This window comes from Paenibacillus sp. 1-8 (genome assembly GCF_056316205.1).
The window spans coordinates 1,258,720-1,271,870 of sequence record NZ_CM149995.1; the positions used below are offsets into that span (position 1 = coordinate 1,258,720).

Genomic DNA, 13,151 nt, shown 5'->3' on the forward strand with positions numbered 1-13,151 from the left:
ATGATTCAGATGAAAATAGCGATAGCACACGATTACTTAATCCAAATGGGCGGAGCGGAAAGGGTGGTAGAGGTATTCCACGATATGTATCCGGAGGCTCCAATCTTCACAACGGTGTTCAGCGACGACCGCCTGTCGAACAACTTGAAGGATGCAGACATAAGAGCCACCTGGCTACAAAACATCCCTGGAGTGAAGGCCAATTTCAAAGGAGTGCTGCCGCTGTACCCCATCGCTATCCGTGATTTCGACTTTAGGGATTTCGACATTGTTCTAAGCTCCAGCAGCGCATTTATGAAAAGCATCCAGGTACCTAAACATACGTTTCACATTTGTTACTGTCACACACCGATGCGGTTTGCCTGGGATTACGATACATATATGGCCCGGCAGTCCAAATCCAACCTGCTCAAAAGCATGCTAAAGCTTTACATGAATCGGTTGAAAACATGGGATGCCAAAACTTCTCGCAACGTAAACCAGTTTGTCGCCAATTCTTCCGTCGTCCAACGGAGAATTCTGCACTATTACCAACGGGAGTCGGATGTCATTTTCCCTCCTGTTAATACATCCCGTTTCCAACGTGCTACAAGCATTGGTGACTATTACCTAATCGTATCCCGGTTAGTGTCCTACAAGCGCGTTGACCTGGCGATTGAGGCATTCAAGCGCAATGGTCTCAAGCTGCGCATTGTCGGTGAAGGACCGGATCGTAAAAGACTGGAAGGCATGGCCTCTCCGAACATTGAGTTTCTTGGCAGACTTGAAGACGAAGAGGTCAACAAGCTGATGGCAGAATGCCGGGCGCTCGTTTTTCCGGGGGAAGAGGACTTCGGTATCACGCCTCTGGAGGCGAACGCAGCCGGACGGCCTGTTATCGCTTATCAGGGCGGGGGAGCGCTGGATACCATCGTTCCGAATGTGAATGGTGTATTTTTCCGCAGACATCAGGTAGAGGATGTGCTGGAGGCGGTCGCCAAGGTCGAGCAGCATGCATGGGATGTGGACGGAATCATTAGCCATGCACGCAAATTTGATGAAGATACGTTCAAGGATCATTTCAAAAAGTATGTAGAGCAAGCCTATGTGAACTTTCTAAAAGGAGGATGAACGGTATGAAGCTGGCTGTAATCGGTACTGGATACGTTGGGCTCGTCTCGGGCGTGTGTTTTGCACATAAAGGTAATGAGGTGATTTGTGTCGATCTGGAGCAGCACAAAATCGACATGCTGAACCGGGCGGAATCTCCTATTTATGAACCGGGCATTGAGGAATTGATCGCGTTAAATCTGGAAGCGGGTCGTTTGGAGTTTACTTCGGATTTGGCTGACGCGGTTCGACGCTCGGATATCGTTATTTTGGCGGTAGGTACGCCTTCTCTGGCTAACGGTGAAGCGAATCTGTCCTATATTGAGCAGGCGGCTGCTGATGTCGGGAAGGCCATGAACGGGTATAAAATTATTATGACCAAGAGCACGGTCCCTGTCGGAACGAACGAAAAGATCAAGGACGTGCTGGCTCGTCATACGAGTTTGTCCTTCGATATCGTATCCGCTCCGGAATTTTTGAGAGAAGGCTCTGCCATCAATGATACACTCCATCCGGATCGCATCATTATCGGTTTGGACAACACGGGGCTGCGTGAAACGATGGTTACGTTGCATCAGGTGTTCACGGATAACATTTATGTGACGGATATCCGCAGTGCCGAGATGATCAAATACGCATCCAATGCATTTCTGGCGACCAAAATTTCGTTTATCAACGAAATCGCCAATATTTGCGAAAAGGTGGGCGCGGATGTCACCTGTGTGGCTGACGGTATGGGGATGGACAAACGAATCGGGTCCTCTTTCCTGCAAGCAGGGATCGGGTACGGGGGCTCTTGCTTCCCGAAAGACACGAATGCGCTCATCCAAATTGCGGGCAACGTAGACTATGAATTTAAGCTGTTAAAATCGGTGGTCGAGGTGAACACCGACCAGCGTTTCATGATCGTATCCAAGCTGCGCGAATCGCTGGGTCAACTGCATGGCGTGCCGATTGGCATTTGGGGCTTGGCCTTCAAGCCGAATACAGACGATATCCGCGAGGCTCCGGCACTGGAAATCATCGAAACGCTGATCCAGGCAGGCGCTATTGTGAAGCTGTATGATCCGATTGCGATGGAAAAATTCAAGGAGCGCGTGGATCACCCGAATATTGTATGGTGCTCCTCTCCGCAGCAAGCCGCCGAAGGATGCGACGCGGTCTGCCTGCTGACCGATTGGGAAGAGTTCAAGAACGTCAATCTCGTACAATTGGCTTCCATTTTGCACAAGCCAGTCCTGATTGACGGTCGTAACGTATTTACTGAGGAGCAGATTCAAGGCTCCGGGCTAGAATACTACTCTGTGGGTCGTCCGCGGATGAGTGGGTGGAACAGAGATAAGGTTGAAGCCTAAAAAGTGATGGATTTAAAAGTGAAACATTAAAAAGTGACTGTGGTGGTGTTGGAGGCGCTGCGCGTGCAGATTGTTCTTTCGATTGCTGTTACCCCCGGATTTTCTTGATTGTATAAAACATTCAAAGGTTAAAATCCGGGGATAAAGGCAAACGCTCCGCTTCTTCAGAACAATTCTGCCCGCTCCGCTAACTTTTACCGCATGGAGTCACAATTTTTAACCCCCACCTTATAGGGGGAGGTAGGAAGGGCGTATCCGAAGGAGCGGCGCGGTGATACCGCTCCTTCGGATCAAGGCTGCCATGCGGCTGAGCCACTCCGCTACTGTGGCTTAAGACCCTCCATTACAGTTGCGATACGCAAGCTTTTGAAGTGGTATTAGCGGTTACCGAAGGCAAGCGTGGCAGGGCTGAACGTTACTTGAAGCCTGCAAGCACGACAGGCAAGCGCGCGTGCACGCGCGTTTACAGGCTGACCGGACTAATCATGTCCGGTCGTGCCTTTTGCAATACACGGTATGATCGGCATGATGCATATTTGAGTAGCGCAGGGATGGATTTGAATCTGTAGAAGCGGAGCGTTCGCCTTTGGACCGGGATTCAAACCTTTATACGATTTTATATAATCGAGTGAATCCCGGTCCAACAGCGATCGTAAGATCAAATCCATCCCGTAGCGGGCTACTCAACCGTGCACCATCCGATCAACTACCCAATTATAGAGAGGAAGTGGAGAGTTATGAAGCTCGTACTTTTGTCTGGTGGTTCCGGTAAAAGATTATGGCCTTTGTCCAACGATTCCCGTTCCAAACAATTTTTGAAGGTGCTGGAGAGTCCGGAGGGGAATTCGGAATCCATGGTGCAACGGGTGTGGAGACAACTGGGGGATAACGGCTTGTCTGAATCCTCGTTCATTGCAACAGGGAGAGCGCAGGTCGAAATGATTCAGAGTCAGGTTGGGCAGGATACGCGCATCATTGTTGAGCCGGAACGAAGAGATACCTTTCCCGCCATTGCGTTGACAGCGACCTATCTATATTCCATCGCTGGTGTTTCGCCCGATGAAATTGTTGCTATATTGCCGGTAGACCCCTATGTAGAGGATGCTTTCTTTGCTACCGTCGCCCAGTTGGAGCATACTCTCCAGGAGAGTGAAGGCAAGCTTGCGTTAATCGGGGTTGTCCCTTCTTATCCTTCTGAGAAATACGGTTACATTATACCGAAAAACGATGCCACACAAGGTAGCACAGGCTACCGTGAAGTGAGCCATTTTCAAGAGAAACCCGACCGGGAGCAGGCGGAGCGTCTGATTGAACGCAATGCTCTATGGAACTGCGGGGTTTTTGCATTCAAATTAGGTTATTTGCTTGATATCTTGGCATCCAAAGGATTGCCGCTGAACTATGAAGAAATGCAAAAGCAATATTCTTCTCTGGAAAAAATCAGCTTTGACTACGCGGTAGTCGAGAAGGAGAAGGATATCGTTGTTCTTCCGTATGATGGCTTCTGGAAGGACTTGGGTACCTGGAACACCTTGACGGAAGAAATGTCCCATCAGCAAGTGGGCAGAGGTGTAGTAACAGAGGATTGTGTCAATACGAGCCTCATCAATGAACTGGACATTCCCGTGGCGATTATTGGAACGAATGATCTGATCGTAGCTGCCAGCCCGGATGGCATCCTTGTGACTAATAAGGCAGAAAGTCCGCGCATCAAGGAAGTGCTCAAAGCACACAATCAGCGTCCAATGTACGAAGAGCGCCGTTGGGGGCATTATCGGGTAGTGGATTATGTGAAGTATGACGAGGGCAACGAGGTATTGACCAAGCGAATCCGTGTGCTGCAAGGAAAAAATATCAGCTACCAACTTCATTTCAAACGGAGTGAAATTTGGACCATTATTAGCGGTGAAGCGGAAATTATTTTGAATGAAAAGCTGCACAAGGTGAGGGCTGGTGATGTGGTTCGCATTCCAGAAGGGACGAAGCATAGCATTTTGGCCGTGACCGATGTGGAATTGATCGAGGTACAGACAGGTTCTGAGCTGGTCGAAGAGGATATTGTCCGCTTTTGCATGGATTGGGATGAAATTTCCCGTCACCAGTTTATTTCATAAATCTTTCGTAAAAATGAAAAAAGACTCATTTATGAAGTTTTTTAGCCCGAACTGTCGAAAATACGCAAAAATCTGTAAATTTATGAACATGACCTATTAAATTTTGGTAAAAAAAAGTCGATACTTAGGGTAAGAAGGAATCCAAACTCCTTCCACGATAAACGCAGCCCTGTTGAAAGGCAGGTACGCAAAGCTAAAGGGCCTTCCGTGAGGATGGCAGCCTGGCTACCGAAAGGAAGAGCGAGAGTGAGCCCCTATTTTACCCCTGTGAATCGATGGATACGCAGTGTACTCCCCGTTGTTATGCTTTTTTCTTTGTTGCCCGTCGGTTTTGGTGAATCTCTGTCCGTGGCGAATGCTGCCACATTACAGCCTGTTAATTCGGACGCTTCTGCTGAGACCCGTGAACTATACAGCTATTTGATCAGCATCTCGGGGAAAAAAATGGTCACGGGTCAACATGATTATTTGGAAAGTCCGGATGAATTAAGCAACAAGGTCCAAAAAATCAGTCAGGCGTATGCTGGTGTACATGGCTACGAGATGGGAGCCATCTCCGGCCAGTCCGCCGCTACGGAGGCAGCACAACGTAAAAATGTCGTCGATAGCGCCATACGTTGGAGTAGAGCTGGCGGCATGGTTACGATGACTTATCATGAACCGTTGCCGGGTAAGCCACTGACTTGGGCCAATGTGCAGGCGAAAGTAAGCCAGGCGGAGTTCAACAAATACGTGACGCCGGGTACTACGCAGTATAATCTTCTCATTGCCGATCTGGATAAGGTCGCTGTATCGTTAAAGCAGCTTCGTGATGCGGGCGTTCCGGTATTATGGAGACCTTACCACGAGATGAACGGCGACTGGTTCTGGTGGGGAAACAAAAACAATTTCAATCAGCTATGGAATATCATGTATGACCGTTTTGTAAACACGCATCAACTGAACAATCTGCTGTGGGTATGGAGTCCGAATGCGCCTAATTCGTACACCTTCCCATATACCCCGAAATATCCGGGGGATGACAAAGTGGATATTTTGGCTGTAGACATCTACAGCAATGATTTTAAGCAAAGCCATTACGAAGAACTGCTCGGATTGGCACGGAATAAGCCGATTGCCATTGGGGAACACGGTGAGGTGCCTAGTCCCGAGGTGATGCAGGCTCAGCCTAAATGGGTGTATTCCATGACCTGGGGCAAGATGCTGACCGAAAATAACACGACGGATCAGATTCAGGATTATATGAATGATTCGGCAAGCTTGACGCGGGATGATGTGAAAGAAGGGTTAGCTGCGATGAAACAACCTGATACGGAGCTACCGACCGTACCGGACACGGGGCCAAACGATCCAACTCCGGCTCCGCCAGTGGTAAGTAAACCAGCCCCGCCTTCCGTTCCGGATATGGTCTACGCGAACGGGGTGCGGGGTGAATATTTTAACAGCATGGATCTGGACGGCACCGCTGTTTTGGTTCGGACAGACAGTAAGCTGGATTATAACTGGCGTGCCTCCTCGCCGGATCCCAAGGTGAAGGCTGATCAGTTCTCGGTCCGCTGGACGGGCAAAATCAAGCCGCAATACAGTGAGACCTATACGTTTACCACGATATCCGATGATGGTATTCGTGTATGGATAGACGGCAAGCTGATTATTGACAGTTGGTTCAAACAAAGCTGGACTGAACGCAAGGGCAGCATTACCTTGCAAGCAGGAAAAATAGCAGATCTGAAAGTTGAATATTATGATGAAACAGGCGATGCAATGGCACGTCTGATGTGGGAAAGTCAGCATGAAGCGAAAGCGGTGATCCCCGGCAACGCTTTGTTTCTTCCTTGATATATACTCTTTCCCCGCCAAAAATTTTGAGGAGAGAGGGTGGAACACAATGATGAAAAAATGGTTGACCCAAAGGTATATAGTAGTATTGGCCGGGCTACTGGGGGTCGCAGCTATAGCGATGATCGCCTGGTTTATTCATACGCCTCCCAAGAGTGAAGAACTTCAGACGGATAAAGTAGCGGCGGCCAGCCCGATATGGAAGCTCGGTCAGCAGGATGACTCTTCAGCAGAATTTAAGGGTGTAGTCGGTAAGGACAATGTCAATATTTCTGCGGCCTCTACCGAGTCGTCTGCTAAAGGAACATCGTCAGCGATGTCCGTAGCAGGAAGTACAGCGGCTCCGGTATTGCTCAGCAGTGGAGATATTCCTCCCGGTCTAAATGCGTCCACGAATCCTGAGCTGTCACTTCAGTACAAGCTCGATCAGGTTCCTCCGAACGGGGTGATATTCCGTGTACGGATTTTGGATGCGGGCAAAGCCGTTCCTCAAATGGTTGTATTTTCAAATCATCAGTTGTCTGGCATCATTCAGATTGCCGGGGTTGCCGGCACAGGCAGTGCATATAATTTCAAAAGCAATTACGAGCTATATATACCTAAAGAGCAATTGCAAAGCGGTGTTAACGTACTCAAGCTAAAGACAGCGCGCTGCCTATACTGCTCCTCTACTGAAGATAAAAATGTGTGGTGGACTTGGGATGACTTGAGCTTGGAGACGTTAACTTCACCTGCGACCGAGCCGATACACGGTAAATATATACTGACCGGAACGAATGTCAATAATAAAGAATTTTATTATGATGAGGGTGCAGTTAAACATTTACCATATGTTCTCAAATGGCTGGGAATTGCGTATAGCGGCAATGTCATGAGAGTCACTTGTGCCAGTAATGTAAACAAGGCCTGCACAGACGTGGGAGATTACTACCAAACGTTGAAGCAGTATAATATGCAATCGTCAGCTTTGTATTTGTATACAGGCGATATCAAGCTGCAAAAAGACGGCTCCCTGCCGGAGACGGCCAAGCAGAAATTGCGCGATTATGTAAAAAAATATGGTTCATACCTACAATATTACGAAGTGGATAATGAACCTGGATTGTTTAACCGCTCGAAAGCGGTCAATTTGGCCGTAGCCAAGTGGCTGAATACGGAAGGTAAGCAATTGGCGCCGCATCTCAAAACGGTTGCGCCGGGCTGGGCCTACTGGCCGACCTATTCAACCAAGGCATGCAAAAACCAAACCGGAGGTACGCTCAAATGCGGCGATCCGGATGGATGGGAGCGGGACCCGGCACAACGTAAGCAACTGGAGGATGTCACTGACCTGACCAATGGACATGCCTATGGCGAATCGTATAACGAAGAGGGCGGAGGCAGCTTTGTTCAAAATCTGAAAACGTTCGGCGGTTCAAGTAACGGGCTGGAGAAGAAGATGCTGAATACGGAGTTTGGTACGAACGATACGCATCGGGACAACCCTGAGTACGGGTCCAGTCAGCCACAAGCAGCAGCGTTCGACCGGATTATGCGTTCGCAGATCGGTTTTGCCGATATGTTTATCCAGCATGCAGCTTTCTATAAGGACTACACGCTGTTTAAAACCGACTTTGACCTGCAAAATCACAATCCGGCGAATACGGAAATTTATCCGTTCGGACAAGGGCAGGACAGCCGTGTAAACATCATGAGACGCTTGAGTCTGGCTTATGCCACACACGGGAAACCATTGACTTATAGGGTACTGAATCCGGAGGAAACAAAGGATAGGATGGTCTATGTCCGTGCAGTGGATACCTCCAAACTGAAGCCGCTGGTTGGCAGTGGCGCCACCTCGGACAAATTGCTGGTGAATCTGGTGAATTTCGAATCCACAGCACAGACGATCCGTGTACGGGTGACGATGCCGAAGGCCGGTTTGTACACGGGTGAGCGCTTCGGAGCCGGGTCAACCTACAGCCAGGCACGGCGTTCCCTATCAGGACTTAATGCTTCGCCTAATCTCGATTTTGAAGAAAAATTGGGACCCGGCGAGTCGGTGCAATACATTCTGGAATTGAAAAGTACAGATCAGGCCGCGGCTTCGGCTCCAACAGAGGTGAAGGCCGCCTCTGTAGAGGCAGGCGCGGTAAAGATTGATTGGCTTCAGGCAGAAGGTGTATCAGCCTATGATGTGCTGCGTGCGGAAGGGACAGACGGGGCGTATCAGGTGATCGCCTCCGAAGTAGCGGGAAACACGTATACGGATCACACGGCGAAAGCCGGGAGCCACTACGCCTATAAAGTCCGAGCGACCGGAGGCACCCAGATATCCCAAGCCGCCAAGGTCGCTTAACCAGGACAGAATGCAGAATAGGACCAGAGTCGAAGAAAACCTTACATGTAACCGAAAACAGAATGCCAAAGAACCTATCAGGAGAAAGTAGGACCTGACAGGTTCTTTTTTATTTGAAAATCGTTCTGATTTGGCAAATCATTGCGTATATTTCAGAAAAAAACACAGAAATCCTTTAATTTTCTCGTCATAAGACGACAACATTACAGGTACGTGTTCATATATAATAGTTTTGCTCGTAATTATACATACATGTTTGTGGGGATTCTCTTTCCGGTGACCAAGAATGATAAAGTGAGGTTAGTGCCGAATGAACAAGGAGACAGAATCAGGGATGAACAGCCATCTTCTACGAAACAACGAACGGAAAGCAGACAAACCTGTCGTCCACTTGGACATCCGGGATATTTTGCTTCAATGCGGTATCACGATGCCGCAATGTTTACAGAGCGAAGCGGACGGAACCAAGGGTCGGAAGGATAAGAGCGTGTAAAATATCGGCTGCCGGCACTGCTAAAAACAGGAGTGAACCGGCTCCCCCCTTCTTTATTCCATCATTCGTTCCATGCGGACAAACGCGATAAAACGCTTGGCTTCTTCCTCAGATAAAGTTCGTCCGTCAATGGTCAGATTAAAACGCTGCAGGATATCTTCATCGGACAGCTCCAACTGGTCCACAAATTCCCTCACATCTGAATCCAAAATCGCTGCCGGATGGCTAGTGCGTCCTACCAAGTAATCAATGGATACCCCGAAAATGTCTGCAAGCTTGGTCAGTATCTCAAAATCTGGCTTGCGCCGGTTTTTTTCATAGTGAGAAAGAGCCGCCCGCGTAATTCCGAGGGATTGCGCTAGTTCCTCTTGTTTTAATCCCTTATGTTCCCGTAATTCAGCGATGCGGGTGCCATAATTCATCTGATATTCCTCCTGAATGCAAGGTTGAGAAAGTAAAAACAGCAATTTTACGCTTGACAAGATACGATTTGTATCATAAATTAGTTATGTAAGATACATAATGTATCAATGCTTTATAGTTTTATCCATATGCTATCGTTTATATACCCTGGGAGGCCACGGATGGTTTAGCACTTGTGCAAATTCGCTGGCTAGACCTTCTATGCGACATTATATAACATTTTACTATATATTAGAGGCTCATGCATCGTTCTTTTCCCCGGTATGCAGAGGATCAGTACAAGCGTCATCGCATCGAAAACAAGTCAATCAGGGAGGACTGGTCTTGTGCAGTTGAAAGAGTACATTCGTATGGTCCGAAAAAGAATATGGTTAATTGGCGGTATCGTATTGTTGGTATGTGCTGTTGTGGGCGTGAAAAATGTATATTTTACCCCTCAGGTTTATGAAGCGACAGCGAAGCTTATTATCAATCAGACGCCAAGGCCGGATCGTGCGGGTGTCGTCGATTACAGTGTCGTTCAAACAAATATAGCCTTAACGAACTCCTATAAGCAAATTATGATGTCCTCGGCAATTATGGACCAGGTGGTTGCCAGCTTCCCCGATCTCAAGGTCACTCCGTCAGCTCTAACGCAAAAATTAAGAGTAAACACCGCAGGTGATTCACAGGTCATGGATTTAACAATCCGCGATTTATCGTATACAAAGGCTGTCAAAACCGTAAATGCGGTAGCCAAAGTATTCAAACGCCAAATTCCCTCTATCATGAAAATGGATAACGTCACGATTCTAAGCGAAGCCAGCCTGACTGAACCAGCTGTTCCCGTGAACAGTAATGCCGCTATACAGATGCTTATTGCTTTTACCGCCTCCTTGTTGCTGGGTATAGGCTTGGCTTTTTTGCTGGAAGTGCTGGACGATACCTTTAAAAATGAAGAGGATGTTGAAAAAGAACTTGGCCTGCCTACCCTGTCCCTGATTACGAAAATGAAAAAAGAAGACAGACGCTCCGACGGCTCCGCTACAACTCCCAAACAGGTAGGTGAAGGACAATATGCCGCGACTAATCAATAACCAGCTCGTCACATCCCTGCATGCCCAATCTTCTGTTTCGGAGGAGTACCGTATGCTTCGTACGAACATCCAGTTTTCCTCTATAGACGAGCCGATTGAGGTTATGATGGTGGCGTCAGCTCAGGCGGGTGAAGGCAGGACGGTCACGATTAGCAATTTGGCTGTAACGTATGCGCAAGAGGGGAAAAAGGTGCTCGTCATGGATATGGATTTACGCCGTTCTTCCTTGCACCACATGTTCGGCTTGCGTAATCATACCGGTTTGACGCGAGTCCTTGCCAACCAGCAGCCATGGCAGGATGTGGTTCAGGAAACCGGGATCGACCATCTGTATGCCATTACAGCCGGACCTGCTCCGCCGAATCCGTCCGAAATGCTCAGTTCCCGCAGAATGAACGCTCTAATGGCTGAGCTGAAGGAGCATTATGATGTGATTTTAATGGATACGCCGCCATTGCTGTCCTTTCCGGATGGCTTCATTATAAGCGCTATGTGTGACGGAGTGATTTTGGTGGTGCAGGCAGGGAAGGTCAAAAAGGATCTCGTTAAGAAAGCAAAGGCAAATTTGGAAAGAGTAAAGGCACGTATTTTGGGCGTGGTGCTCAACAACGTGAAACGATCAAATACTCGTGCCGAACGCGGCATGGAGGAACGCAACCTGACATGAGCAGCAACGAGGGAAATGAAAGTTAATAAAATTCTTTTAACAATGAATAAATAATACTTATATATCGGAAATCGAGGTGATGAGCAGTGTCTTCTTCCCACTCGAACGAGACCGAGGCTTTGAGTACGTCAGTGGAAGTGTATTCGGTCGCTCATGGGCTTGAACGCCGACAAGGATTGAGCGTATATCCGTTCGTGAAGCGAAGTATGGACATCATGCTGTCGTTCATTGGATTAATCGTGCTGTGCCCGGTATTTTTGCTCGTGATTTTGCTGATTAAGCTGGAGGACCCGAAAGGAAGTGCGTTATTTTATCAGGTTCGTATTGGTAAAAATGAGCGACCGTTTCGCATGATTAAATTTCGTTCCATGGTGTCCGATGCCGAGGACAGACTATCTGCGCTGCTGCTGGAGAATGAAATCGAGGGTGCGATGTTCAAATTGAGGGATGATCCGCGTATCACCCGAATTGGGCGCTTTCTCCGCAGAACGAGTATTGACGAGCTACCGCAACTGCTGAATGTATTGCGTGGGCAGATGAGTCTGGTAGGGCCCAGACCCCCGCTACCCAGAGAAGTCCATGATTATACGGTAAGGGATAAGCTGCGTCTGACGGTTACGCCAGGCTGTACCGGCCTATGGCAGATCAGCGGTCGTAATCATCTGAGCTTTAACCAGATGGTAGAGCTGGATCTGGAATACATATCCAGACGCAGTTTGCGCACGGATATCATCATCATGCTGAAAACGTTCCGGGTGCTATTGGGCTCCAACGATGCGTATTAAATTCACTCCAACAGGAAGGGTAGGGGAAAGCATGGATCTTTATTCCAACATATATGTAGCAGGGCACAACGGACTGGTGGGTTCTGCAATTGCTCGGGCATTGAGCAAAGCAGGCTATCGTAACCTGATCACCCGCACAAGCAGTGAGCTGGATCTGCGCAACAAGGAGGCGGTAGACCGTTTTTTCGAAACCGAGTCGGTGGACTATGTATTTTTGGCAGCAGCCAAGGTTGGCGGGATTTTGGCGAACAACGATTACCCGGCCGATTTTATCCGTGACAACCTGCTCATACAGACGAATGTAATTGATGCAGCATACCGGGCGAAGGTAAGCAAGCTGCTGTTCCTCGGGTCCACCTGTATTTATCCCAAATTTGCCCCGCAGCCGTTGCGGGAGGAATATCTGCTCACGGGTGAGCTGGAGCCAACGAATGAGGCTTATGCTATCGCTAAAATTGCCGGGATTAAAATGTGCCAGTCCTATAACCGTCAATATGGAACCCGTTTTATTTCGGTGATGCCTACGAATTTGTACGGTCCGGGCGACAATTTTGATCTCCAGACCTCTCATGTGCTGCCCGCGCTCATCCGCAAGTTTCACGAAGCCAAGCTGAGTCAGTCCCCGACGGTAGAAGTATGGGGTTCCGGCACACCGCGTCGTGAATTTCTTCATTCGGATGATTTGGCGGAAGCCTGTCTGTTCCTGATGAACGGCTATGAGGGCAATGAGATTGTGAACATCGGCGTTGGGGAGGATATTTCCATCCGGGAGCTGGCTGAACGTGTGAAGGAAGTCGTCGGTTATGAGGGGGAAATTACCTTTAATACGTCCGCACCCGACGGCACACCGCGTAAGCTGGTGGATGTGTCCCGAATTTCCGGGCTGGGCTGGTCGGCGCGTATTTCACTGGAAGAGGGATTAAGGTCTGTCTATCAGGCGTTTCAAGGTCTGGATCTGGTTGAACAATAAAA

Annotated in this window: 12 protein-coding genes and 1 riboswitch; of the genes, 11 read left to right on the plus strand and 1 reads right to left on the minus strand. The window is 48.6% G+C overall.

The features are described 5' to 3' along the window. Positions 1 to 9 precede the first annotated feature (9 nt). The 7 genes from AC0WRU_RS05825 to AC0WRU_RS05855 all read left to right on the plus strand — a co-directional run bounded on the left by AC0WRU_RS05825 (position 10) and on the right by AC0WRU_RS05855 (position 9,228). Positions 10 to 1,110, plus strand: a complete 1,101-nt coding sequence (locus AC0WRU_RS05825) for a glycosyltransferase (RefSeq protein WP_476127605.1) — start codon at positions 10 to 12, stop codon at positions 1,108 to 1,110. 5 nt (positions 1,111 to 1,115) lie between these two features. Next, positions 1,116 to 2,444, plus strand: a complete 1,329-nt coding sequence (locus AC0WRU_RS05830; RefSeq protein ID WP_476127606.1) for a UDP-glucose dehydrogenase family protein — start codon at positions 1,116 to 1,118, stop codon at positions 2,442 to 2,444. Between the two features lie 371 nt (positions 2,445 to 2,815). After that, positions 2,816 to 3,013, plus strand: coding sequence for a hypothetical protein (locus AC0WRU_RS05835; RefSeq protein ID WP_476127607.1), 198 nt, complete (start codon positions 2,816 to 2,818; stop codon positions 3,011 to 3,013). 168 nt (positions 3,014 to 3,181) lie between these two features. Beyond that, a complete protein-coding gene (locus AC0WRU_RS05840; protein WP_476127608.1) occupies positions 3,182 to 4,558 on the plus strand; it encodes a sugar phosphate nucleotidyltransferase in 1,377 nt (458 codons plus the stop codon). Between the two features lie 152 nt (positions 4,559 to 4,710). Next, positions 4,711 to 4,791, plus strand: a riboswitch (cyclic di-GMP riboswitch). After that, positions 4,772 to 6,397, plus strand: coding sequence for a glycosyl hydrolase (locus AC0WRU_RS05845; RefSeq protein ID WP_476127609.1), 1,626 nt, complete (start codon positions 4,772 to 4,774; stop codon positions 6,395 to 6,397). It overlaps the preceding riboswitch by 20 nt. Positions 6,398 to 6,446: 49 nt before the next feature. Further along, positions 6,447 to 8,735 (plus strand): hypothetical protein, encoded by a 2,289-nt coding sequence (locus AC0WRU_RS05850; RefSeq protein WP_476127610.1) that lies wholly within the window; start codon positions 6,447 to 6,449, stop codon positions 8,733 to 8,735. A gap of 310 nt (positions 8,736 to 9,045) precedes the next feature. Beyond that, positions 9,046 to 9,228 (plus strand): hypothetical protein, encoded by a 183-nt coding sequence (locus AC0WRU_RS05855; RefSeq protein ID WP_476127611.1) that lies wholly within the window; start codon positions 9,046 to 9,048, stop codon positions 9,226 to 9,228. A 53-nt stretch (positions 9,229 to 9,281) separates the two neighbouring features. Here AC0WRU_RS05855 and AC0WRU_RS05860 read toward each other — a convergent pair whose 3' ends face one another. Next, complete coding sequence (locus AC0WRU_RS05860; RefSeq protein WP_025683043.1) at positions 9,282 to 9,650, minus strand: helix-turn-helix domain-containing protein; 369 nt, start codon at positions 9,648 to 9,650, stop codon at positions 9,282 to 9,284. 327 nt (positions 9,651 to 9,977) lie between these two features. Here AC0WRU_RS05860 and AC0WRU_RS05865 point away from each other — a divergent pair, with 327 nt between their 5' ends. From AC0WRU_RS05865 to AC0WRU_RS05880, 4 genes are all read left to right on the plus strand, one after another. Further along, positions 9,978 to 10,727: a YveK family protein gene (locus AC0WRU_RS05865; protein ID WP_476127612.1), complete on the plus strand. Its 750-nt coding sequence runs from the start codon at positions 9,978 to 9,980 to the stop codon at positions 10,725 to 10,727. Then, on the plus strand, positions 10,708 to 11,394 hold the full coding sequence (locus AC0WRU_RS05870; protein WP_476127613.1) for a CpsD/CapB family tyrosine-protein kinase: 687 nt from the start codon (positions 10,708 to 10,710) through the stop codon (positions 11,392 to 11,394). Before AC0WRU_RS05865 ends, AC0WRU_RS05870 begins: the two co-directional genes overlap by 20 nt. An 86-nt stretch (positions 11,395 to 11,480) precedes the next feature. Further along, entirely contained in the window at positions 11,481 to 12,179 is a 699-nt protein-coding gene (locus tag AC0WRU_RS05875; RefSeq protein WP_025683040.1) for a sugar transferase, read from the plus strand. Positions 12,180 to 12,210: 31 nt separating this feature from the next. Then, on the plus strand, positions 12,211 to 13,149 hold the full coding sequence (locus AC0WRU_RS05880; RefSeq protein ID WP_476127614.1) for a GDP-L-fucose synthase family protein: 939 nt from the start codon (positions 12,211 to 12,213) through the stop codon (positions 13,147 to 13,149). The last annotated feature ends 2 nt before the right edge of the window (positions 13,150 to 13,151 follow it).

Coding starts and splice junctions, on each gene's coding strand:
- AC0WRU_RS05855 (WP_476127611.1), top strand. CDS start 9,046: ATGAACAAGGAGACAGAATCAGGGATGAACAGCCATCTTCTACGAAAC.
- AC0WRU_RS05870 (WP_476127613.1), top strand. CDS start 10,708: ATGCCGCGACTAATCAATAACCAGCTCGTCACATCCCTGCATGCCCAA.
- AC0WRU_RS05830 (WP_476127606.1), top strand. CDS start 1,116: ATGAAGCTGGCTGTAATCGGTACTGGATACGTTGGGCTCGTCTCGGGC.
- AC0WRU_RS05840 (WP_476127608.1), top strand. CDS start 3,182: ATGAAGCTCGTACTTTTGTCTGGTGGTTCCGGTAAAAGATTATGGCCT.
- AC0WRU_RS05850 (WP_476127610.1), top strand. CDS start 6,447: ATGATGAAAAAATGGTTGACCCAAAGGTATATAGTAGTATTGGCCGGG.
- AC0WRU_RS05825 (WP_476127605.1), top strand. CDS start 10: ATGAAAATAGCGATAGCACACGATTACTTAATCCAAATGGGCGGAGCG.
- AC0WRU_RS05860 (WP_025683043.1), bottom strand. CDS start 9,650: ATGAATTATGGCACCCGCATCGCTGAATTACGGGAACATAAGGGATTA.
- AC0WRU_RS05845 (WP_476127609.1), top strand. CDS start 4,772: ATGGCAGCCTGGCTACCGAAAGGAAGAGCGAGAGTGAGCCCCTATTTT.
- AC0WRU_RS05880 (WP_476127614.1), top strand. CDS start 12,211: ATGGATCTTTATTCCAACATATATGTAGCAGGGCACAACGGACTGGTG.